Raw genomic sequence first — 21,592 nt, forward strand, 5'->3', positions numbered from 1 at the left:
CGAACCGTTCCGGGACGCGGCGCTGGGCCGACGAGGCCGATCACCGGGTGGAAGCGCCAGGTTCTGGACGGCGCAACAATTGGCGCATCTCGCGCCCGAGGTGGAACATCACGTTATGGAAGCCAAGCAGGCCAATGCGCAGGATCTGGCCGGCGGCCAGCCCCGGGGCATCCGGCCGCTTGCGGCCCCACGAATCGATCCATGCGTCGGCTCGCGCAAAGGTGCACTGCACGAAAGCCATCTCCTCGCGCGGGCTCATTTCCGCCAGCTCCAGGCCGGTGTGCGTGTCGCCCTGGAACACCACCTTGGCGGGGAACATGTGCTCGTCGTTCTGCAGGTAAAGCGAGATCTGCACCTGCTCGCCCACAGCTGCCTTCATACCCGGCGGCAGCCGCATGCCGATGCCGCCCTCGGCGAAATCGATGGTCTCGCACACCAGCGTGCGGCCATCGGGAAAGTGCAGGGTGGCAGGCAGTTTCATCGCCACGCGGTGCGCCACGCGGATCTGGCGCGTCTCGCTGGCGACCGCAATGGAGGCGCCGAGGATGATCAGGTTGTAGAACGTCCAGATCAGGTTGAGCACCACGGTGGTGGCCTCGAACTGGTTCCACAGGAACAGCCGCAGGAAGCCCACCACCACGCCCAGCACGTTGAACAGCAGCAGCACCAGGTAAGGCCGCGAGATTACCCAGTCGAAGTAGGCTTCCTCGATCACGCCGCCCTTGGGCGTCACGTTGAACTTGCCGGCCGCAGGGTTGACGAACGCCACCAGCACGGGCCGCATGATGTACCACGCAAGCACGGATTCGTACACCTCGTTCCAGAACGAATGGCGGAACTTGCCCTGTATGCGCGAGTTGGTCATGTTCGCGTGCAGCAGGTGCGGCAGCGCGAAGGTGGCGATGGTCAGCGCCGAGGCCTGGATCACGTGGGCGCCGAACAGCAGGTAGGCCAGCGGCGCCGTCAGGAACACCAGCCGCGGCAAGCCGTAGAAGAAGTGCAGCATGGCATTGAGGTAGCACAGCCGCTGCGGGATCGACAGGCCCGGCCCGAACAGCGGGTTGTCCACCCGGCAGATCTGCGCCATGCCCCGGGCCCAGCGAATGCGCTGCCCGACGTGGCCTGAGAGGCTTTCCGTGGCCAGCCCCGCAGCCTGGGGGATCGCCAGGTAGGCGGTGCCGTAGCCCTTGCGGTGCAGCTTGAGCGCGGTGTGTGCGTCCTCGGTCACGGTTTCCACCGCAATGCCGCCCACTTCCAGCAACGGCGCCCGGCGGATCACGGCGCACGAACCGCAGAAGAAGGTAGCGTCCCACAGGTCGTTGCCGTCCTGCACCAGGCCGTAGAACAACTCGCCCTCGTTGGGGACCTCCTGGAATGTGCGCAGGTTCTTCTCGAACGGATCGGGCGAGAAGAAATAGTGCGGCGTCTGCAGCATGGCCAGCTTGGGGTCCTTGAGGAACCAGCCCATGCTGATTTGCAGGAAGGAGCGCGTGGGAATGTGGTCGCAATCGAAAATCGCCACATACTCGCCGTGCGTGCCCTTGAGCGCTTCGTTGATGTTGCCTGCCTTGGCGTGGCGATTGTGGTTACGCGTCACATGGGTAACGCCAACCTTCTCGCAAAACTCGCGGAATTCCTCGCGCCGGCCGTCATCCAGCACGTAGACGTTGATCTTGTCGCGCGGCCAGTCCAGCGACATCGCCGCGAATACCGTCGGCTTGACCACCGACAGCGGCTCGTTGTAGGTCGGGATGAAGATATCCACGGTCGGCCAGCTGGCAATGTCCGCGGGCATGGCCACCGGACGGCGCTTGAGCGGCCACGCGGTCTGGAAGTAGCCCAGCATCAGCACCACGAACGCGTAGATCTCTGCCAGCACCAGGCCAATGCCAAAAGCGGAGTCGAACCAGCCGCCCAGCCCCACCGTTTCCGTCAGGCGCCAGTACATATAACGGCTGGAGGCCGCGATCGACAGGATCACCATCATCAGCGTGGCGAGGTGGCCCTTGACCCGGTTCAGCCAGACCGCCAGCCCGAAGCACACCGCGGCAAACCCGACCTGCTGCCAGAAATCCAGCGGCACCGTGATGACCAGCGCGAACATGAACAACCCGGCCAGCAACGCCAGCATCCGCGCCACGGCGCTGTCCCAGAAGGGAAGCGCGACGAAGGTGTTGCCGAATCGCTGCAATGCGGCCGACAGGACGTTGGGCTTGTCGTTGACCTTGCTTTTGACTTTATCCTTGCCCTTGGCCCGTGCGCCCTTGGGCGCCGCGGCGGCTTTTGCCTTGGCTGGCTTCACGCGGCTTCTCCGTAAGCGGCCAGGGCCTGGCGCACCCATGCGGCGCAGCGCTGCAGGTCGTGCGTGGCCTGGCTGTGAGGGTTGTACTCGAGCACGCTGCGGTCGTAGGCCAGCGCCTCCGCCACCGCCTGGTCCTGGTGGATCACGCCCAGCACACGCTCGCCGAGCTGGGCGCGCAGCACCTGCACCACATCTTTGCCAAGCTGACGGCTCACGTCGACCTGGTTGATCACCAGCATATGGCCCAGGTAATCGGGCCGGCCCTCGCAATAGGTGCGGATCAGGTCTTCCATCAGGGGCATGGTGGCGTAGGACGCGGCATCCGGCAGCGACACCATCAGGCACAGCTGCGCACATGACAGTGCCTGGCGCATGTATGGCGACGGGCCCGGCGGCGTATCAATCACAACGACATCGTCGCGGCCCAGGCCAAGTCCGGCAAGCTGGGCGCGCAGCCATCCCGGATGGGTGGAGAGGTGCGCTTCAAACGCGGAGCGGTCGGTCTCGTTGAGTGAGCCGAACGGCATGACCAGCACGCGGGAGCGGCCCTTGTACATGCTCTGCTGCCACGCTTCTGCGGCCAGCGTGGCGCGCGCATGCCCGGCAACTTCCTGCGGCGGCATGCCGAAATGCAGGCGCAGCGCATTCTGCGGATCCAGGTCCACGGCGAGTACGTTCTCGCCGGCAACCGCCAGCGCTTCGGCCAGGTTGGCCGACAGCGTGGTCTTGCCCACGCCGCCTTTGGCCGAGACAACAGCAATGATCTTCACGAGCGATTCAGCCGATCTAGAAAGGAGCGGCGCGCGGGTGCGCGCTCGCTGGTGGTGGCGGGCTCCTGGCGGCCTTCGAGGCGGGCGAACACCTTGGATAATTCGGTGTCGGCGGGGCGGGCCGGCTCAGCCGGCGGCGCGGCCGCGGGAGCCGCCGGGGACCAAATGCTGGCCGGCTGGGGCGCGGGGACAACCGCCGGGTTCGCTGCGGCTGCCGATGGAGGCGGCGCAGCGGCAACTTCCGGCGCTGAAAGCGGCATCGGGGCCGACATCACCGGCGCCATGCCTTGCGGCGTGCGAAAACGCGGCATCATCGCCGAGGCGGGCACGCCCGTTGCCGCCAAAGCAGCCGGGGGGGCAACCCGAGCGGGCGCAGCCTCGGCGGCGTGAGCCGGCTCCGCGGCAGGCGCAAGCTCGCCTGCCGGCAGGGCCGCGCGCCACAATGGCGCGGGCGGCGCGGCCTGTGCCGCTGCCGCACCGGCAGCCTCATGCGCATGCGGCGCGGCGGGCTGCACGGGAGGCACTACGGCGGCGCGGTCGACCCGCACGGACGTCAGCAGCGGCCAGCGCTCGCGCGCCTGCATCGCCGCGTCTTCGCGCACGATCTCTTTGTATGACTCGGCCTTGCCGCCGAAACGATGGAACAGCTTGGACAAATCGTCGGATTGACTCATGGGATCTCACTCACGCAAGGCTGTGCGCCAGCGCCAGAACTGCCGCAAACCGCTAGCGGCTCTTCAACGCCCGAACCGGAATTCCACGCATCCGGTGGCATCGATCGGTGTACTTTGGCTGACCCGCAGGGTCTCGGACGAGCCGAGCATGCGGAACCAGTGCTGGTACGCCCCCTCCAGGAATGCCGGCGACCAGGTGTCGGCTCCGTCTCCCAGCGCCGCGTTCAGCGGCGCGCAGAAATGCCGGACCACCAGAGCCCCCCCCACATCCTCGATGTTGGTCCAGCCCCAGTCCACATCCAGCCAGATCTGCGCGACGGCGCGCTCCAGCTCGGCAAGCGTCGCGCAGGCGCCAGGATCGAAACGCTTGGCAAATCGCGCACCAACACGCCACATCACGGCGCGCAGGCCAGCCACGTCCATGGTCTCGGATAGTTCTTCGGCGAGCGCCGACAGTACATCACGCCATTGCGACGAGCAATGCCGCTCAGTGAGATATTGCAGAATTGCTTGATTCACCCCGAGATCCTGTTTTAATGGCTTACTGTCAATATTTTTCTTATTGTTGGAGCGTCATTTTCTTACCAACCCTGCGATCTGGGCAAATGCTTTGCGAGCAACAATGGTTATGTTCCATCCTCGCAACATCCACAACGGCGGCCGCCGTACCCCGATCCGGGCGATTTCCCGCGCGGGCAGGCGCCACGGCCTTTTGCGGTCGACCCAAGCCTGACAGTTTCCACGTCATAGGGAAACCCACCCCCTTCCGAAGCGGGGAACACTTTACGTTGCCAGTTTAATGTCTCTACATTAGCGCAGTAAGGTACTGCTGCCGGTCCGCAAAGACTGCCCACGATGCCATTCTGGCGCGATAAGTCGCAGACCAGTGCATGTAATTTCTCCATGTGGGGAAATAGCGCGGGTTTTGGGCGAGAAACGATAGGACCGGACCCGTGGCAGTCAAGCAAGCGGCTGCGGACTAGTCCGGCATGACTTGCGCGCCGGGGCGGGCCGCAGCGACGAACGCATCGATCAGGCGCGCCCCGCGCCGTTCGCGCAAAGAATAAAGATATTCGCTCATTTCCTCGCTACTATCCTCAAAATCCAGCATTTTCAGCTGCGGATGACTCGACACCTCGTGGCGGGCAATGACGGATACACCGAGTCCGCGAATGACCACCGCGCGCATCAGCGGCCGGCAACCGGCCAGCGCGGCTATCGGCACCCGACGGGGCCAGCCGCCGCCCGCCGCGATGGAACCGCTCGACGCCGCAGGCCTCCTCCAGCGCGCGGATCTGGGCGGTGATGGTCGGCAGCGACAGGCCGAGCCGCTTGGCTGCCTGGGTCACGCTGTCGATGCGGGCGACCATGAAGAAGGATTTGAGCTGGGCAATGGGCATGCTGCAGACGCGTGGTGATAGCGCGGGTGAATCGGGCGCCGTTACAGCCGGGGGCGTATTCTAAGGCCCGGGGATCTGTTGCCACGCCGCCGTCGACCGAACAGGAGAATGCCATGCCCGAGCGCAAGCAGGACGCCACCCGGATCGAGACCGACAGCCTGGGCGACATACCGGTGCCTGCCCGGCACCTGTGGGGCGCGCAGACCGAGCGTTCGCGCCAGAACTTCCGTATCGGCTGCGAGACGATGCCGCCCGCGCTGATCGAAGCATTCGCCATCCTCAAGCTCTGCGCAGCGCGTGCAAATCGAGCGCTGCACGTGCTCAAGCCGGAACTGGCCCACGCCATCGAGGCGGCGGCGCAGGAGATCATCGCCGGCAAGTGGCCGGGAGAGTTTCCGCTCTCGGTCTGGCAGACCGGCTCCGGCACGCAGACCAACATGAACCTGAACGAGGTCATTGCCAACCGTGCGATCCAGCTGCTAGGCGGCGAGCCGGGCGCGAAGCAGCCGGTGCACCCCAACGATCACGTCAACGCCAGCCAGTCTTCAAACGACAGCTTTCCCACGGCGATGCATATCGCCGCCACCCGGGCGATCCAGCTGCAACTGCTGCCCGCGCTGGAGCGCTTGCAGCAGGCGCTCGGGCGCAAGGTGGACGCGTTTGGCGACATCGTCAAGGTGGGCCGCACGCACTTGCAGGACGCCGTGCCGCTGACGCTCGGCCAGGAGTTCTCCGGCTACGAAGCCCAGGTAGGCGATGCCCAGTCGCGCCTGCGCCAGGCCATGCTGCGCGCCATGCCGGTGCCGCAGGGCGGCACCGCAGTGGGCACCGGGCTGAATGCACCGCATGGTTTTGCCGCGGCCTTTGCGCGCGCGCTGTCGGACTACACGGGCCTGCCGTTCGAGCCCGCGCCGAACCGCTATGCGCTGCAAGCCTCGCACGATGCGCTGGCCGACCTGTCGGGCGCGCTCAACACCACGGCATCGTCCTTCCTGAAAATCGCGCGCGATTTCATGCTGCTCGGCTCCGGCCCGCGCGCGGGCTTTGCCGAACTGATCCTGCCTGCCAACGAACCCGGCTCTTCGATCATGCCGGGCAAGGTCAATCCCACCCAGGCCGAGGCGCTGGCCATGGTGTGCTGCCGGGTGATCGGCAACCACACCACCGTCACGCTGGCCAATGGCCTCGGCACGCTCGAGCTCAACGCGTACAAGCCCGTGATCATCTACAGCCTGCTGCAATCGGTCACGCTGCTTGCCGATGCCGCCGCGAGCTTTGCCGAACGCATGGTGCAGGGGGTACAGGCGGATCGCGAGCGCATCGCCGAGATGCTCGGGCGCTCGCTGATGCCCGTGACCGCGCTCAACCCGCACCTCGGCTACGACCGCGCCGCCGAAATCGCCAGGCTGGCGCTCACGCGCGGCCTGCCGCTGCGCGAGGCTGCGCTCGCTTCGGGACATGTCACGGCGGCCCAGTTCGATGCATGGGTCGACCTGAAGGACATGACCAGGGAAATATGAGGCCGCCAATCAGGCTCGCGATATGAGGCCGCCGCTTAGCGCTGGCCCTTCTCGCACACGGCGCATAGGGTTCGGCGAACGCCGGTTTGCTATCAGTGGCCGCCTGACAAGGTGCATGGGCCGGCCTTTGTTGCCGAAAAGCAAAAGCGTACCCGTTTCTGCGTGCCTTCAAACCCCACCTGCAACGGCAAGAAAGAGGCTCGCGCCTACTTGCCCGCGGCCTTCTGCCGATAGCGCGCCAGTTCGGCGCCTAGCCACGGAGCGCTCTCCACCGGCTGGGCCTGGCCGCACTTGACCAGGTAAGGCTTGCCGCTGACGCTGCTCTTGCTCGCGCCCAGTTCGATAAAGCGCTCGCTGGTGCCAATGACGCCCTTGTCGGCCAGGTAGTCGTATTTCTTCTTGAGGTGGGCAGCCGCATCTGGCGCTGAAAACCAGCTGCCATTGCGGTTGAACTGGCAATTCGAGCCGGCCAGGTAGGCAAAGAGATGGGTGACCTCGGCCTGCGTGGCGGGCGGCGGCGCCGCTGCGGCGGGGGCCATGGGGACTGCCAGCACGGTGGCCAGGAGCAGGGCGGACAGGAAGGCAGGCTTCATTTTCACGGAGTCGATCAGTCGCATCCGCTGCATTAGAGCGGCATTCCCGCTCCGGTTCAAGGCTTGACGAATGGCCAGAGCGCCCGCCGCGCGGGCGGAACCAACTGCCCGCGCGGCAAAGCGTACCCGTTTCTGCGTAACAATCCGGAGCGTCAGCCGATCGCGCCACCGCCATCGAGCAGCACCGTAGAACCCGTGGCAAAGCCAGTCCCGGCCAGGTAAAGGATGGCCTGCGCCACGTCTTCAGGCTGGCCAATGCGCTGCGCCGGGAGCCGCGCGGCCACGTTTTCGAACATGGCCGTGCGCGCGGCGCCATCGAGCTTGTCCCACAGCGGTGTGGCGATCAGACCCGGGGAGACGGTATTGACGCGCACCGGCGACAGTTCCAGCGCCAGGCCGCGGCTAAGCGCGTCCAGCGCGGCATTGATGGCGCCCTGCAGCACCGATGCCTTGCTCGGCCGCACGCCCAGGAAGCCCGAAACCAGCGTCAGCGAGCCATGCGCGCGGATCGGCACCAGGCGCGCCACGCGATAGGCGCCCCAGAACTTGCTGTTCATCGCGGCGTAGGCATCGGCCAACGGCAACTGGCGCACCGGGCCGGTGGGCGTCTGCGCGGCGGAGATCACAACGTGGTCCCACGGGGTGGCGCCGTCCATGAACTGCGCCACGCTGGCGTCGTCGGTGATATCGACCGTGGCGCCGCCGACCGTGCCGGCGCTGGCCAGCGTGCGTACAGCGGCATCGACTTTTTCCTGCGAGCGTGAGGCAATCGTGACGCTGGCGCCGCGCTCGGCAAAGGCAGCCGCGGTGGCCAGGCCGATGCCTGAGCTGCCGCCAACCACCAGCACCCTGGCGTTCTTGAAATCGGGAAACATGGCAAGACTCCTTGAATTTCCTTCAATGGCCAATCCATGCGGCAGGAAGGAAGGCCGCATGCTTGCCAGCCATTATGGTCACGGCGCGCCGGCGGATCATCCACCCAGGATTGGAAGCACTCTTGGCAGGCATTTGATAATCGAGGGCGCGCCGCCGCTACAATGCTGCGGTGCAGCTTAGGCCCCGTCCCGGGTCCGCTCACCCTCCTCCCAGCGGTCGCCAACCGCCCCGAAACAACCTCCTGCCCATCATGAAGCCGCTCCTGCTCGTCCTCAGCCACGTCAGCGCCCAGCATCTGTCCTGGATTGCCGAACAATACGAGGTGCGCTACGCGCCCGACAGCGCGGCCCGCGCCACGCAGGTCCGGGAGGCCGGCGCCCGCGTGCGCGCGGTGCTGACGATCGGCTCGGTCGGCCTTACCGCCGCGGAGATCGACGCCATGCCCGCGCTGGGGCTGGTGTGCGCGCTGGGCGCGGGGTACGAGAACATTGCCGTGGCCCACGCCCGCGCGCGCGGCATCGTCGTGGCCAATGGCGCCGGCACCAACGACAGCTGCGTGGCGGACCACGCCATGGCGCTGCTGCTAGCCACCGTGCGCGCCATCCCCGCGCTGGACCAGGCCACGCGCGCCGGCAAGTGGCGCACCGCGCTGGCGCTGCAGCCCAATGTGTCGGGCAAGCGCATGGGGATTCTCGGCCTCGGCACCATCGGCCGGCGTATTGCGCAGCGCGGCCTGGGCTTCGACCTGGAGGTGGGCTATCACAACCGGGCCCCGCGCGACGACGCGCCGTATCGCTATTTCGACAGCCTCGGCGCGCTGGCCGAATGGGCCGACTACCTGATCATCGCCACGCCCGGCGGCGCGAGCACCCGCCACCTGGTCGACGCCAAGGTGCTGGCCCAGCTGGGCCCTGGCGGTTTCGTGGTCAATATCGCGCGCGGCAGCGTGCTCGACACCGCGGCGCTGGCCGATGCCCTGCGCGCCGGCAAGCTCGGCGGCGCCGGCCTTGACGTATACGAGACCGAGCCCGAGCCGCCCGCCGCGCTGTTCGACTGCCCCAATGTGGTTCTGACCCCGCACGTGGCAGGCTGGTCGCCGGAAGCCATCGACGCTTCGGTGCGGCAGTTCCAGGAAAACAGCCGGCTGCATTTTGCCGGCAAGCCTGTGCTCACACCGATAGGCTGACGAGAGGCGCCGCCGCGCGCTCACGCGACGGGAAACACCACCCGCACGCGCAGCCCGGGCGCGGCGTCTTCCAGCGAGACCTGCGCGCCATGCGATTGCGCGATCTCCGCCACGATGGCCAAGCCCAGCCCGCTGCCCCCGGTGGGCGCTTCCGGCACCCGGTAAAAGCGGTCGAACACGCGCTCGCGCTCGGCGGCGGGAATTCCCGGGCCATCGTCCTGCACGATCAGTTCCGCGCTCTGGGTACCCGATTCCCTTACGCCCGTCATGGCGCGTCCCTGGCCAACCAGCACATCGACCCTGCCGCCTGCCGGCACATAGCGCAGCGCATTGTCGACCAGATTGGTCAACAGGATGCGCAACGCATCGACGTCGCCGCGCACCACGGCCGGCCCGGCGGCAGCGTCGAGCCCAAGGTCGATGTGACAGTCGAGCGCGGCCTGGGTCATCTCCGCCACCACGCTTTGCGCCAGCGCGCGCAGGTCCACCGGCTCATGCGGGGGCGCTGCCGCGCCGGGCTCCTGGCGCGCCAGCGTGAGCAACTGGGCCACCATGTGCGTGAGCCGCTCCAGCCCCTGGCGCAGCTTGCCCACGGCCTCCTGCCGCTCCTCGGCCGTATCGGCGCGCTCCACCAGCTGGGCCTGCAACTGCAGCGCGGCCAGCGGTGTGCGCAGCGCGTGCGCGGCGTCAGCCACGAAGGCGCGCTGGGTATCGATGGCGTGGGACAGCCGCGCCAGCAACTGGTTGAGCGCCTCGGTCAACGGCGCGATCTCGTCCGGCATGCTGCTGAGCGCCAGCGGGGCCAAAGCGTTGGCGTCACGCTGGCGCACCCCGGCGGCGATCTCGCGCAAGGGCCGCAGGCCACGTCCCACGGCCACCCACACCAGCCAGCCGATCAACGGCAGCAGCAACAGCAGGGGCGCCACTGTGCGCAGCGCCATGCGCGCGGCTACCTCGCTGCGCGCCGACATCGGCTGGGCAATCTGCACCACGCCGAGCCCGAGCTGCACGCTGTAGATCCGCCATTCGCCCTGCGCGGTCTTGACGTTGGAAAACCCCAGCTCGGCGCGCGGCGGCAACGCGGGATGCGCGTGCGACAGATACAGGCTGCGCCCGGAGCCGTCCCAGATATGGATCACCACGTCTTCATCGGCATGGAACAGGCTGTCGCCAGGCGAGCCCGGCGCACCGGGAGACTGCTGCGCAACGAACGGCGGCATCACCGGATCGGCAAACTGGCTGGGCAGCGCGGCGGCCACCTGCTTCATCTGGTAGTCGAACAGTGCGTTGGCTTCCTGCCGGGCCTGCCCGTAGATCAGCGCGGTAGCAATGGCGATGCCGGCCAGCAGGCCCAGGGCAAGCCACCACAGCAGGGTTCTCTGGATCGAACGCATCAGCCCGCGCTCCCGGATTCGAGCTTGGGCACCACATAGCCCACGCCGCGGATATTGCGGATCAACCCCGCGCCGAATTTCTTGCGCAGCGCGTGGATGTAGACCTCCACCGTGTTGCTGCCGACTTCATCGCCCCAGCCGTACAAGCGCTCCTCCAGCTGCGCCACCGACCACACCTTGCCGGGCCGCGCCAGCAGCGCCGAGAGCAAGCCGAACTCGCGCGCCGACAGGCGCACCGCCTCGCCGTCAAGGGTGGCTTCGCGGGTCACGGGATTGATCACGATGCCGCCATAGCGCAGCAACGGCTCCGCCCGGCCTTCGGCGCGGCGCACCAGCGCGTGCATGCGCGCGGCCAGTTCCTGCAGGTCGAAGGGCTTGACGAGGTAGTCGTCGGCGCCGGCGTTCAGCCCCGCCACGCGATCGGCCACGGCGTCGCGCGCGGTCAGGATCAGCACCGGCGTATTCACGCCACGCGCGCGCAGCGCGGCGAGCACCTCCAGCCCGGAGCGGCGCGGCAGGCCCAGGTCGAGCAGGATCAGCGCATAGCAGGCCTCGCCCTCGGGGCCGCCCGACTGGGTGGCCGCGGCCAGGCCGGCCTCGCCGTCCTGCACCCAGTCCACCGCGAAGCCTTCCTGGCGCAATGCCAGCTTTACGCTATCGCCGATCATGGCGTCGTCTTCCACCAGCAACACTCGCATGGTCAGGTCCGGGTCAGGCAGGATTAGGTTGGTTGCGCGGATTGGCTCGGCCGGCGCCGCCGGCATCGCCGCCGGCGCCGTGCGTGATCGCTTCCTCCAGTGCCTGCGCCAGTCCGGGCAGCGCTGGGTACTGCGCGTTGATCACGTAAACCGGCAGGCTTTCCAGGTACGCGCTCAACCGCCCCTTGGCGGTAAAGCGCGCGTTGAACGCGGAGTTGCGCAGCGCGGGCACGAAGCGCGGCACGATGCCGCCGCCCAGGTAAACGCCGCCACGCGCACCCAGTACCAGCGCAATATCAGCCGCCACGGAACCCAGCAAGCCGCAAAACACGGCAAGCGCGCGCTCGCAGAGTGGGTCGTGCCGGTGGATCGCGCCTTCGGTTACCTCTGCCGGCTCGAGCTGGCGCGCCAGGGGCGTACCCGTTTCTGCGTGCAACGCGGCATGGGTCAGCGATAGCCCCATGCCCGACAACAGACGCTCGGCGGAGACACGGCCGAAGGCCTGCTGGGCCGCGCGCCACGCGGTCCATTCGTCTTCGGTCTGCGGCATCAGCTCGATATGGCCGCCCTCGCCGGCCAGCGCCACGGCCGGCCCGGAGCGCGCGGGCACCAGCCCGGACACGCCCAGCCCGGTGCCCGGCCCCACCAGCGCGAGCGGCGCGCCGGTCACGGCCACGCCCTGGCGCAACAGCGTCAGGTCGTGCGCGCCAAGGTGTGGTAATCCCAGCGCCAGCGCGGTGAAATCGTTGATGGCCAGCAGCAGGTCCAGGCCCAGCGAGCGCTGCATCTGCGAGATGGAGAACGCCCAGGCGTGATTGGTCAGCTTGACGCGATCGCCGGTCACCGGGTTGGCCAGGCCAATGGCCGCGTGGCGCGGCCTGGCGCTACCGGGCGGCAAGCCGCCGAGGTAGTGCTGCACGGCAGCCTCGAGCGAGGGGAAATCGGCCACTTTAAGCGCGGTCACCGGGCCGATGCGCTGCGGCGCGGTCTCCAGCGCAAAGCGCACATTGGTGCCGCCGACATCGCCCAGCAGGCGTGGAAAGCGCCGCATGGCGTCAGGCCGAGAAGACATCGGTGCCATGCCGGTGCCGGCTCAGCACCAGGCTGATGGGAAGCGCCGGGGTGGGTCCCTTGCAGGCGCGCGCGAACACGGCCGTCTTGACGGGCCCCGCGAACGACACGAAGACGCGCTCGGCAGCCAGCAGCGCCGCCAGGTTCAGCGTGATGCGCGCGTGCGGCGCCTCGCGCGGATGCGTCACCATATAGCCTGGCTGCGGCTCAGCAAGGGCCTGCTCCAACTCGGGCGCCTCGGGAAACAGCGAAGCGGTGTGGCCGTCCTCGCCCATGCCCAGCACGATCACGTCAGGCTGGCGCCAGGCCGCATTCAGCCGGGCCACCGCGCTGGCCGGGTCCGCCACTTCGGCGGCGTCAGCCACCAGCGGCACGAAGGCGGCCTTGCCAGCCGCCTCGCGCAGCAGGTGGCGGTGCACCAGCGCGCCGTTGCTGTCGTCATGGTCGGGCGGCACCACGCGCTCGTCGACCAGCGTGATGGTGACCGCATCCCAGCGGATGGTGCGATGGCGCAGGCGCTCGAACATCGCCACCGGCGAGCGGCCGCCGGACACAGCCAGCACCGCCCAGCCGTTCACGCCGATGGCGATCTCCAGCGCGTGGGCTACCGAGATCGCCATCGCTTCGGCCAAGTCCGCCTCCGAGGTATGTTCGTAGCGTCGCATGGGCAGTGTCTCCTGTTTGAATGAGGGTCTATCAACGATCAACGATCAGCGCTCGCGGCTCACACCTCTTCGTGCCAGAGCGAGCCGTCGCGCGACATCAGCGCGGAGGAGGAAGCCGGGCCCCATGTGCCAGCGGTATACGCCTTGGGCGGCACGGTGCTGCCCGCCCACGTATCGATGATGGGCTCGACCCAGCGCCACGCCTGCGCCTGCTCGTCGCGCCGCACGAACAATCCAAGGCGGCCGCGGATGACATCGAGCAGCAAGCGCTCGTAGGCGCCCGCGCGGCGCACCTTGAAGGAATTGGCGAAGTCCAGGTCGAGCGAGGTGCCCGTGAGCGCCACCGTATCGCCCGGCTGCTTGACCAGGAAATACAGGCGGATGCTTTCCTCCGGTTGCAGCCGGATCACCAGCCGGTTCTGCGGCGACAAGGTCAGCGGGCGCGGGAAGATGGCGTGCGGCACATCGCGCAAGTGGATGACGATCTCCGCCACGCGCGACTGCATGCGCTTGCCGGTGCGCAGGTAGAACGGCACGCCGGACCAGCGCCAGTTGGCGATCTCGGCCTTGATGGCGACAAAGGTCTCGGTATGGCTGTCGGGCGCGATGCCCTTCTCGTCCAGGTAGCCCACCACCGGCTTGCCGCCCACGGCGCCGGCCCGGTACTGCCCGCGCACGGTTTTCTCGGCCACGTCCTGCGGCGTGATGGGCTTGAGCGCCTTGAGGATCTTGATTTTTTCGTCTCGAATCGCATCCTCGGACAGGCTGGTGGGCGGCTCCATCGCCACCATGCACAGCAGTTGCAGCAGGTGGTTCTGCACCATGTCGCGCAGCGCGCCGGTATTGTCGTAGAACTCGCCGCGTGTTTCCACGCCAAGCTCCTCGGCGATGGTGATCTGCACGTCCTGCACCCATTCGCGGCGCCACAGCGGCTCGAACAGCGCGTTGCCAAAGCGGATCGCCATCAGGTTCTGCACCGACTCCTTGCCCAGGTAGTGGTCGATCCGGTAGATCTGGTCTTCGGCGAAGTACTGCGCCACGGCCGAGTTGATCGCATCGGACGAATGCAGGTCGTGCCCGAGCGGCTTCTCCAGGACGATGCGGACATTGGGATGATTGAGCCCGGTGCGCGCGAGCTGCTCGCAGATGGGGACAAAGATATGCGGCCCGGTGGCGAGATAGCACACCACCACCTCGGGCGAGCGCTGCAGCACCTTGGCTGCCAGCGCGTCGAAGTGCCCGGGAACGCGGGCATCGGCCTGCACATAGCTGATGCGCGCAAGGAAGGTGGCCCAGGCTTCGGGCGGCGCATGCTCAAGGCCCGGCCGCACGCTCTGCTCCAGCGAGCCGACGTAGTCCTCGGTGGAAAGGGGATGGCTGCCAGTGGCAAGAATGCGGGCGTTGGGATGAAGCAAACCCGCGCAGTGTGCATCGAACAGCGCCGGCAGCAGCTTGCGCCGCGCCAGGTCCCCGGTGCCGCCGAACAGCACCATGTCGAAATCGGGCATGCTCACCCTGTACTCCTTGTCTTGGCCAACGTGAGTGCGGCGCAAGAGCCCGGCGGGGCCCGCGGGGTTCCAGGAACACCAGCGCGCGTCACTTTTCCGAGTGCCGCGGTGCGCCGCATAAGTTCCGGCCAGTTTAGTTGAGTCGCCGCCGCTTGGCGAGGCGTGGAACGCTCGGCGCGGCCCCGGAGGTTTGCCGCCTGCGCACTAGCCGAGCAGCAGCCCCACCCACAGGCCGCGAGCCTGGAGCTGGTAGGCGCGCGTGGCCTCGATCAGGGCGCGGCGGGGCGCCGGGTCCATGATGGCCTCGGGCAGCAGCGGATCGCGCACGATGGCGCGGATGATGGCGCGGCCCACCAGCATGGCCTCGCGCGCGCCGGCATCCGGCGCCATGCGCGCCAGCTTGGCCTGGCTGCGCTCAAGTTGCGCCAGCGCGCGGCGGTACGCGGATTGCAGCGCCGGCACATCCCACAACCGGGCCATGCGCGCGGCGGCATCGGCGTCGAACTCGCGGCCCACAAAGAGCAGGCTGGCGCTGGCCATGCCGAGCCGGGACAGCGCTGCGCGCATGGCCGGGGCGCCGCCCGCGAGATTGTCCGGGCGCACGTTGATGCCAGCGGCCAGCACCCGAAAGCCGGACAACGACAGCGCACGCGCATGGTGGCGCCAGGCGGTCTTCTCGCTGCGCGCCACGGCGGCGTCTTGCACCACCAGCCAGTCGCCGGCCCAGTGCCCCAGCCGGCTCTCTTTTTCGAACCAGTGCTCTACCTCGTCGTAGACCGGGTTGCCTTCCGCCAGCACCGCGTAGCAGCCACGCTCCGTCTTGACGATGCGGCCCTGGCGCTGCAGGCGCGTCAGCGCCACCCGCACGCTGGGCGTGCCGATGCCCATCACCTCGGCGCCGCGCGCCAGCGCCTGCACCGGCAGGGTACGCTCCGGAAGGCCGTAGAGCAGGTCCAGGACCAGGTCGGTCGCCGAGGGCTCGCGGATCTCTATTTCATGCATGGGTCGAAAGCGGGAGCAACGTAGGCGGTAAAGGATGCCGCGAAGGGTAAACCAGAAATATTTCTTTTCTTGGCACAAATATATCATTTTATGAAATATTTATGCATGTGGAAAAACACCTAGAAAGTACCCGATTCGTACGATTCGCCCTTGCCAGGCGCAGGCACCGAGGATGCGCGCATGGATAGTAAATAGTAAACCCAGCCGGCCCGGTCCTCACCGTCATTCTGGACCGCGCCGACAAGCGCAACGCCGATCGTGTTCGAGGAGGGCATCCCCGGGGGCAGGACGGGGGCGGGGCGAACACGCCCCGGCTCGGCAAAGCGTACCCGTTTCTGCGTAGCCAGGGCGGGATGCAATGGCAGCGAAATCAGCCCTGTCGGGCCAGCGCCGAACGCAAGCCAGCATGCATGGCCGGCCCGGCGGCCACGATCCCCTGGCACCCCCACGTAAACGGCTTGCCATCCAGCGCGGTTACCACGCCACCCGCCTCGGTCACCAGCAACACGCCTGGCAACCAGTCGTAGTAATCCTGCCCGCACTCCCAGTAGCCGTCCAGCGCGCCACCGGCAACCAGCGCCAGCAACAACGACGTGGGACCGTATACGCGCTGCCCGAACACCTGCGGCAACAAACGGCCAAAGCGATCCAGAAAAGCCGCGGTATCGTTACGCACCTGCCCAGGCCAGTTGGGATGTGCCGTGGCGATCAGCGCCGAGGCCAGCTCCCCACGCGCGTTGGCGCGCAATGGCGCCCCGTCGCAATCGGCGCCCTGGCCGGCCACCGCCCGATACGTCCGCCCGGTGGCCGGGTCATGCACCAGCGCCAGTGCTGGCACCCCTTCTACCACCAGGCACAGTGCAATGGTCCAGCCCGGCATGCCGCTCAGGTAGTGCAGGGCACCATCGATGGGGTCGCAAACCCAGTAAGCGTCGGCATGCTCCGGTGCCTGCTGCTCGCCGCTCTCCAGTTCCTTGTCGGAGAACGGAATCTGCGGCCAGCGCTCCAGCAAGGCCCTTTTCAGCGTCGAGCCGACGGCGCCGCTGTGCTGCTCGAACGCCGCCCGCAGGGCCTGGAAGTCAGCAGGAGCGCTGCGTGGCTGCTGCGTACGCAGCAGCCGGCCTTGCTGGGCGAGCAAGGCGCTCAGGCTATCAAGCACAGCCGCCACGGGCTGGCTGAGACGTTCGGAGAGGAGCTGAGTGTTGACGTTGACGTTGGTCTTGGTGTCGGCATTCACAGTGCATCGCTCCTGGTTGGGTTGGAGCAGCCAGTCTAGGCACTCGCCGCATTGCCATCTAACGATAAAATGCCAACTTATATTCGAAACGGGCCAAACCGATGTCGCTACGAGAAATCCGACCGATCGCGCATGAAGCCGCCCGGGAACAGGTACCGCATGCGCATGCCGAGGGTCAGCTGTTCACGGTGAAGTCCGGCGTGGTCAGCATCGAGGCCGGCGGCGGGCGCTGGCTGATGCCGACCGGCTGCATCGGCTGGGTGCCGCCGTATGCATCGCACGGTGCGCACATCCATGGCGCGATGGCCGGAATGAGCCTGTATTTCGACGAGGCGTGGAGCCGCGCCGCCATGCCGGAAACCCTCAAAGTGGTACGCCTGTCGCCGCTGCTGGCCGCGCTGCTCGACACGCTGGCGCAAGCCGAGCCGCCGTGCGGGCCGGTGCTTGCGCATTACCTGGCGGTCTTCGCCGATGACTTCATCCGCCAGCCGGCACAAACGCTGTTCCTGCCCATGCCCCAGGAACCGCGCCTGCTGCGCATGGCCACCGCCTTGCTGGCCAGCCCGGACGACAACACCGGCCTGGATGGTTGGGCGGCGCGCATCGGCATGGCCCGCCGCACGCTCACCCGCCACTTTCAGGCCGACACCGGCTGGAGCCTGGCGCAATGGCGCCAGCAGTTGCGCATGCAGGCGGCCATGGAGCGGCTGGTGGCAGGCGAAAGCGTCACTGCCGTGGCGCTCGGCCTGGGCTACGCCAGCGTCAGCAGCTTCATTGCCCTGTTCCGCCGTTACACCGGCACCACGCCGCGTGCCTACCTGGCACTGGGCAAGGACTGAGGAGCGACAGGCGCGCAAGGCCACGGCCACTCGCGGGTGCAGCAAGCGCCAACCCACCCGCTCTTGTATGCTACGGCTATTGCCGCCGAAGAAGCCTGACCGCGCCATGAGCCACAAATCCCGCAGCCTCCTGCAGTCGATCTTCAGTCACCCGCTCAGCAACAACATCCACTGGCGCGAGGTGGAGTCGCTGCTGCAGCAACTCGGCGCGAAGGTGGAGCCGATCCAGGGCGCCCGCTTCAGGGTGGTGCTCAACGAGTATGAGTTCTACCTTCATCACCCGCACCATGGCAATGTCTGCGCCAAGCAGGAGATCAAGCACCTGCGCGATTGCCTGGCCGCCGCCGGCATCACCCCTCCCGACGGCGACGACAAGCCGAAGTGACCCGGCGCTTGCCCCGGGGCAGGCCCCGTGGCGAACCCCGGCACGGCCATGCTCATCGGCCGCCAGGGCCAGCCATTGCCCCAGCCCATCCATTCCTACGGATTTCCATGACCAATCTTTCCGCCTTCCTCGTTACCAATAAATGGCCAGCCTTGCGCCCGGAGCGGATCCAGCTCTATTCGCTGCCCACGCCCAATGGCGTCAAGGTCTCGATCATGCTCGAGGAAACCGGCCTGCCGTACGAGCCGCACCTGGTGCGCTTCGACACCAATGACCAGTACACGCCGGAGTTCCTGTCGATCAGCCCCAACAACAAGATTCCCGCCATCCTGGACCCGAACGGCCCCGGCGACCAGCCGCTGGCCCTGTTCGAGTCCGGCGCGATCCTGCTTTACCTCGCCGACAAGAGCGGCAAGTTCATCCCGCAAGATCCCGCCGGCCGCTACGAGACCATCCAGTGGCTGATGTTCCAGATGGGGGGCATCGGGCCGATGTTCGGGCAGCTGGGATTTTTCAACAAGTTCGCCGGCAAGGAATACGAGGACAAGCGCCCGCGCGACCGCTATGTCGCGGAAGCCAGGCGCCTGCTGGCCGTGCTCAACGCACGCCTGGCGAACCGCGCCTGGATCATGGGCGACACCTACACGATTGCCGACATCGCGACCTTCCCCTGGGTGCGCAACCTGATCGGGTTCTACGAGGCCGGCGAGCTGGTCGGCATCGAGGACTTCCCCCACGTCACGCGCGCGCTCGAGGCCTTCCTGGCGCGTCCCGCCGTGGCCAAGGGCCTGGATATCCCGAAGCGCGTCTAGATCAGTCAGCCATCTCCACCACCGCCGCGGCGGGTGCCGCGGCATAGTGATCGAGTTGCATGGCAAAGCTGGCGCGGCCCGAGGTCAGCGCGCGCAGGCTGCCGATATAGCCGAACATGCTGGCCAGCGGCACATGCGCCTGCACCACCGTGGTGTTGCCACCACCGCGTTGCAATTGCCCGCGCACCATGCCCCGGCGCCGGTGGAGTTCGCCGATGACGTCGCCCACATGATCGGCGGGCGTCACCACTTCCACGCTCATCACCGGCTCCAGCACCACGGGCGCAGCCTGCCGCGCGGCTTCACGCAAGGCGGCCGCGGCCGCGGTCTCGAAGGCCAGGGCCGAGGAGTCGCGCTCGTGATAACTGCCGTCCAGCAAGATGGCCTGGACATCCACCACCGGGTAGCCCGCGAGCACGCCCTGCGCGGCCGCGCGCCGGATGCCGGCCTCCACCGCCGGCACAAACTCGCGCGGCACCGCGCCACCGCTGATGCGGCTCTCGAACCGGACGCCCTCGCCACGCGCCAGCGGCTCGAAGCGCAGCACCACTTCCGCGTACTGTCCCGGGCCACCGCTCTGCTTGCGATGCAGGTAGCGCACCTCGGCGGCACGGGTCAGCGTTTCGCGATACGCCACCTGCGGGCGGCCTACCGTGACCTCGACGTGAAAACGCGTGCGCAGCTTCTCCAGCGTGACCTCCAACTGCAACTCGCCCATGCCGGACAGCAACGTCTGCCCGCTCTGCGGATCCAGGCGCAGGCGCAGGCTCGGATCTTCCTGCACCAGCACTTGCAGGCCGCGCGACAAACCGGCCTGGTCGGACTGGCTCTTCGGCTCGATGGCCACGTCGATCACCGGCTTGGGCGTGTCGATCGTCTCCAGCACCATGGGGTGCGCGGGATCCGTCAGCGTGTCGCCGGTGATGGTGGCCTTGAGGCCCGCTATCGCCACGATGTCGCCGGCCACGGCAACCCGCAGCTCCTGCTTGCGGTCCGCGTGCATCTCGTACAGCCTTGCCACCCGCTCGCGCTTGCCACTGCCCGCGTTGAGCACGGTGTCGCCGGCAGCGAGCCGCCCGCGATACACGCGCACGAACGTCAGCGTGCCGTGCGCGTCGTGCACGACCTTGAAGGCGAGCGCCACCAGTGGCTGGCCGGCGTCCGCGCTCACTGCATGACGGCCCGCTTCGCCAGGCGCAGGCAGGTAGGCTGTCACGGCATCGAGCAACGGCTCCACGCCCTTGTTCTTGAAGGCGGAACCGGCCAGCACTGGCACCACGGCGCCGCTGATGGTCGCGCGCCGGATGGCTGCGCGCAAGGCGTCACCGGCCGGCTCGCGGCCCGCCAGGTAGTCTTCCAGCAATGCATCGTCCTGCTCGGCCAGCGTCTCCAGCAGACGCTGGCGCCAGGCCGCGGCCTGCTCCGCCAGCGCCTGCGGCACGGCATCGGTCACGTAGCCCGTGCCGCCTTGCCATAGCAGGGCCTGCATGGCGACGAGATCGACCACGCCGTGGAAATCGCCTTCGCGGCCGATCGGCAACTGCAGCACGAGCGGCACCACGCCGAGGCGTTCCTCGATCATGCCGGCCACGCGAAGGAAATCCGCGCCGGTGCGGTCCAGCTTGTTGATGAAGGCGAGGCGGGGCACGCGGTAGTGGTCCGCCAGGCGCCAGTTGGTCTCGGTCTGCGGCTCCACGCCGGCCACGCCGTCGAACACCACCACGGCGCCGTCGAGCACGCGCAGCGAGCGGTTCACCTCGATGTTGAAATCGATGTGGCCCGGGGTATCGATCAGGTTGATCTGGTGCCCGTGCCAGAACACGGTGGTGGCCGCGCTGTTGATGGTGATGCCGCGCGCCTGCTCCTGTGGATCGAAATCCATGGTGGCGGCGCCGTCATGCACCTCGCCCAGCCGGTGGCTGGCACCGGTGTAGAACAGGATGCGTTCCGACGTAGTGGTCTTGCCCGCGTCCACGTGGGCAATGATGCCGATGTTCCTGAGTTTCCTGCTTTCGTTTCTGCTTTCCATGATGGGCTGCCTGAATGCAAACACCCTGGCGGGTGCGTGCCTGCCAGGGTGTTCGTGGTCCCTGGGAGGCGATCTGCGAGGCCTCCCGGACTGCATCTGCAGCCTGGAGGCTATGGGATCGCTTGCGAGGCGGCGCCGGCATGCCGCATGCGGCACGCAATGGTCTCGGTGACTACGCCAGACGACGCCGTTACCGCACCAAGGGACGAGCGCAAGCCCCCGTTCCCTTGGCCGGTTTGAATCGTGGCAATCAACTTGTCGTAGGTACGCATGGCGTCTCAGATGGTGGCGAAACAAAAAAACAAAACCCCGGCGGGCCTGCGGGCCGTCCGGGGTTGGCGATGATCGGTTTCGTCGTTCCCGGAACTGGCCTTGCAGCCTTCCGGGCGGGACGCTCGGAAGACTAGACGTGAATAGCCAGCAGCACGCGTTCACCGTCGGGTGCCGCGGCAAACGCTGCGATGGCAGGGCGTTGCGCTGCTTGCTTCATGTCGTTTGGACTCCAGAGAATGCAGCGGAGTCTAGCACTTGTGGAGCAAACGTGCAGCGGCTCATACTTGCGCCAGCCGCGCACCGACCGCGCACCAACCGTGCGCCCCTCCCCAAAGTGCACTAGGCTGAAAAGGCACCC

At 67.4% G+C, this 21,592-nt stretch carries 20 protein-coding genes and 1 pseudogene; 5 read left to right on the forward strand and 16 right to left on the reverse strand.

Annotated elements, in window-relative coordinates:
* Positions 1-40: 40 nt before the first annotated feature.
* From bcsA to AC1RWI_RS25405, 6 genes and pseudogenes are all read right to left on the reverse strand, one after another.
* On the reverse strand, positions 41-2,302 hold the full coding sequence (gene bcsA, locus AC1RWI_RS25380; protein WP_492869524.1) for a UDP-forming cellulose synthase catalytic subunit: 2,262 nt from the start codon (positions 2,300-2,302) through the stop codon (positions 41-43).
* Positions 2,299-3,072, reverse strand: a complete 774-nt coding sequence (gene bcsQ, locus AC1RWI_RS25385; protein ID WP_043357453.1) for a cellulose biosynthesis protein BcsQ — start codon at positions 3,070-3,072, stop codon at positions 2,299-2,301. The genes bcsA and bcsQ overlap by 4 nt, the downstream gene beginning before the upstream one ends.
* Positions 3,069-3,746: a cellulose biosynthesis protein BcsP gene (bcsP, locus tag AC1RWI_RS25390; protein WP_492869527.1), complete on the reverse strand. Its 678-nt coding sequence runs from the start codon at positions 3,744-3,746 to the stop codon at positions 3,069-3,071. Before bcsP ends, bcsQ begins: the two co-directional genes overlap by 4 nt.
* 63 nt (positions 3,747-3,809) lie before the next feature.
* The gene (gene bcsD / locus AC1RWI_RS25395) at positions 3,810-4,265 is read right to left on the reverse strand and encodes a cellulose biosynthesis protein BcsD (RefSeq protein WP_492869529.1); all 456 of its coding nucleotides are present in this window, start codon (positions 4,263-4,265) and stop codon (positions 3,810-3,812) included.
* Between the two features lie 460 nt (positions 4,266-4,725).
* Positions 4,726-4,857, reverse strand: a complete 132-nt coding sequence (locus tag AC1RWI_RS25400) for a hypothetical protein (protein WP_492869531.1) — start codon at positions 4,855-4,857, stop codon at positions 4,726-4,728.
* Between the two features lie 100 nt (positions 4,858-4,957).
* A pseudogene (locus AC1RWI_RS25405) lies at positions 4,958-5,146 on the reverse strand (helix-turn-helix domain-containing protein); the annotation flags it as partial.
* 113 nt (positions 5,147-5,259) lie between these two features.
* On the opposite strand from AC1RWI_RS25405, the gene AC1RWI_RS25410 reads away from it, so the two are divergent.
* A complete protein-coding gene (locus AC1RWI_RS25410; RefSeq protein WP_043357460.1) occupies positions 5,260-6,666 on the forward strand; it encodes a class II fumarate hydratase in 1,407 nt (468 codons plus the stop codon).
* Between the two features lie 206 nt (positions 6,667-6,872).
* Here the strand turns inward: AC1RWI_RS25410 and AC1RWI_RS25415 are convergent, their stop codons facing one another.
* Together AC1RWI_RS25415 and AC1RWI_RS25420 are read right to left on the reverse strand one after the other, a co-directional pair.
* Positions 6,873-7,259, reverse strand: a complete 387-nt coding sequence (locus AC1RWI_RS25415; RefSeq protein WP_043358657.1) for a YfeK family protein — start codon at positions 7,257-7,259, stop codon at positions 6,873-6,875.
* Between the two features lie 152 nt (positions 7,260-7,411).
* Positions 7,412-8,134 (reverse strand): SDR family oxidoreductase, encoded by a 723-nt coding sequence (locus AC1RWI_RS25420; RefSeq protein WP_043357461.1) that lies wholly within the window; start codon positions 8,132-8,134, stop codon positions 7,412-7,414.
* 251 nt (positions 8,135-8,385) lie between these two features.
* Between AC1RWI_RS25420 and AC1RWI_RS25425 the strand changes: the two genes are divergently transcribed.
* On the forward strand, positions 8,386-9,321 hold the full coding sequence (locus AC1RWI_RS25425) for a 2-hydroxyacid dehydrogenase (RefSeq protein ID WP_492869534.1): 936 nt from the start codon (positions 8,386-8,388) through the stop codon (positions 9,319-9,321).
* A gap of 20 nt (positions 9,322-9,341) precedes the next feature.
* Here AC1RWI_RS25425 and AC1RWI_RS25430 read toward each other — a convergent pair whose 3' ends face one another.
* The 7 genes from AC1RWI_RS25430 to AC1RWI_RS25460 form a co-directional block, all read right to left on the reverse strand.
* Positions 9,342-10,715, reverse strand: a complete 1,374-nt coding sequence (locus tag AC1RWI_RS25430) for an ATP-binding protein (RefSeq protein ID WP_492869536.1) — start codon at positions 10,713-10,715, stop codon at positions 9,342-9,344.
* Entirely contained in the window at positions 10,715-11,413 is a 699-nt protein-coding gene (locus tag AC1RWI_RS25435; protein WP_043358660.1) for a response regulator transcription factor, read from the reverse strand. The genes AC1RWI_RS25430 and AC1RWI_RS25435 overlap by 1 nt, the downstream gene beginning before the upstream one ends.
* Before the next feature lie 13 nt (positions 11,414-11,426).
* Complete coding sequence (glk, locus tag AC1RWI_RS25440) at positions 11,427-12,485, reverse strand: glucokinase (protein WP_052495223.1); 1,059 nt, start codon at positions 12,483-12,485, stop codon at positions 11,427-11,429.
* On the reverse strand, positions 12,469-13,149 hold the full coding sequence (gene pgl / locus AC1RWI_RS25445) for a 6-phosphogluconolactonase (protein WP_492869539.1): 681 nt from the start codon (positions 13,147-13,149) through the stop codon (positions 12,469-12,471). The genes glk and pgl overlap by 17 nt, the downstream gene beginning before the upstream one ends.
* 59 nt (positions 13,150-13,208) lie before the next feature.
* Positions 13,209-14,657 (reverse strand): glucose-6-phosphate dehydrogenase, encoded by a 1,449-nt coding sequence (zwf, locus tag AC1RWI_RS25450; RefSeq protein WP_043357470.1) that lies wholly within the window; start codon positions 14,655-14,657, stop codon positions 13,209-13,211.
* A gap of 204 nt (positions 14,658-14,861) precedes the next feature.
* Complete coding sequence (locus tag AC1RWI_RS25455; RefSeq protein ID WP_043357472.1) at positions 14,862-15,659, reverse strand: PaaX family transcriptional regulator; 798 nt, start codon at positions 15,657-15,659, stop codon at positions 14,862-14,864.
* A 370-nt stretch (positions 15,660-16,029) separates the two neighbouring features.
* Positions 16,030-16,896: an inositol monophosphatase family protein gene (locus tag AC1RWI_RS25460; protein WP_492869541.1), complete on the reverse strand. Its 867-nt coding sequence runs from the start codon at positions 16,894-16,896 to the stop codon at positions 16,030-16,032.
* Positions 16,897-16,997: 101 nt separating this feature from the next.
* Between AC1RWI_RS25460 and AC1RWI_RS25465 the strand changes: the two genes are divergently transcribed.
* The 3 genes from AC1RWI_RS25465 (at position 16,998) to AC1RWI_RS25475 (ending at position 18,932) form a co-directional block, all read left to right on the forward strand.
* Positions 16,998-17,735, forward strand: a complete 738-nt coding sequence (locus AC1RWI_RS25465; protein WP_043357474.1) for a helix-turn-helix domain-containing protein — start codon at positions 16,998-17,000, stop codon at positions 17,733-17,735.
* Between the two features lie 106 nt (positions 17,736-17,841).
* Positions 17,842-18,120: a type II toxin-antitoxin system HicA family toxin gene (locus AC1RWI_RS25470; RefSeq protein ID WP_492869543.1), complete on the forward strand. Its 279-nt coding sequence runs from the start codon at positions 17,842-17,844 to the stop codon at positions 18,118-18,120.
* 107 nt (positions 18,121-18,227) lie between these two features.
* The gene (locus AC1RWI_RS25475) at positions 18,228-18,932 is read left to right on the forward strand and encodes a glutathione S-transferase N-terminal domain-containing protein (protein WP_043357476.1); all 705 of its coding nucleotides are present in this window, start codon (positions 18,228-18,230) and stop codon (positions 18,930-18,932) included.
* 1 nt (position 18,933) lies between these two features.
* Here the strand turns inward: AC1RWI_RS25475 and fusA are convergent, their stop codons facing one another.
* A complete protein-coding gene (gene fusA / locus AC1RWI_RS25480) occupies positions 18,934-20,961 on the reverse strand; it encodes an elongation factor G (protein ID WP_492869545.1) in 2,028 nt (675 codons plus the stop codon).
* Positions 20,962-21,592: the final 631 nt, after the last annotated feature.

The organism is Cupriavidus sp. MPR-AND1C, from assembly GCF_058809705.1.

Bases quoted from the DNA above. Each gene is read 5' to 3' on its own strand.
- zwf (WP_043357470.1), bottom strand. From the start codon at position 14,657: ATGCCCGATTTCGACATGGTGCTGTTCGGCGGCACCGGGGACCTGGCG.
- AC1RWI_RS25475 (WP_043357476.1), top strand. From the start codon at position 18,228: ATGACCAATCTTTCCGCCTTCCTCGTTACCAATAAATGGCCAGCCTTG.
- AC1RWI_RS25435 (WP_043358660.1), bottom strand. From the start codon at position 11,413: ATGCGAGTGTTGCTGGTGGAAGACGACGCCATGATCGGCGATAGCGTA.
- AC1RWI_RS25400 (WP_492869531.1), bottom strand. From the start codon at position 4,857: ATGCTGGATTTTGAGGATAGTAGCGAGGAAATGAGCGAATATCTTTAT.
- AC1RWI_RS25420 (WP_043357461.1), bottom strand. From the start codon at position 8,134: ATGTTTCCCGATTTCAAGAACGCCAGGGTGCTGGTGGTTGGCGGCAGC.
- AC1RWI_RS25415 (WP_043358657.1), bottom strand. From the start codon at position 7,259: ATGAAGCCTGCCTTCCTGTCCGCCCTGCTCCTGGCCACCGTGCTGGCA.
- pgl (WP_492869539.1), bottom strand. From the start codon at position 13,149: ATGCGACGCTACGAACATACCTCGGAGGCGGACTTGGCCGAAGCGATG.
- AC1RWI_RS25455 (WP_043357472.1), bottom strand. From the start codon at position 15,659: ATGCATGAAATAGAGATCCGCGAGCCCTCGGCGACCGACCTGGTCCTG.
- AC1RWI_RS25465 (WP_043357474.1), top strand. From the start codon at position 16,998: ATGTCGCTACGAGAAATCCGACCGATCGCGCATGAAGCCGCCCGGGAA.
- fusA (WP_492869545.1), bottom strand. From the start codon at position 20,961: ATGGAAAGCAGAAACGAAAGCAGGAAACTCAGGAACATCGGCATCATT.
- glk (WP_052495223.1), bottom strand. From the start codon at position 12,485: ATGTCTTCTCGGCCTGACGCCATGCGGCGCTTTCCACGCCTGCTGGGC.
- AC1RWI_RS25425 (WP_492869534.1), top strand. From the start codon at position 8,386: ATGAAGCCGCTCCTGCTCGTCCTCAGCCACGTCAGCGCCCAGCATCTG.
- bcsP (WP_492869527.1), bottom strand. From the start codon at position 3,746: ATGAGTCAATCCGACGATTTGTCCAAGCTGTTCCATCGTTTCGGCGGC.
- AC1RWI_RS25470 (WP_492869543.1), top strand. From the start codon at position 17,842: ATGAGCCACAAATCCCGCAGCCTCCTGCAGTCGATCTTCAGTCACCCG.
- AC1RWI_RS25430 (WP_492869536.1), bottom strand. From the start codon at position 10,715: ATGCGTTCGATCCAGAGAACCCTGCTGTGGTGGCTTGCCCTGGGCCTG.
- AC1RWI_RS25410 (WP_043357460.1), top strand. From the start codon at position 5,260: ATGCCCGAGCGCAAGCAGGACGCCACCCGGATCGAGACCGACAGCCTG.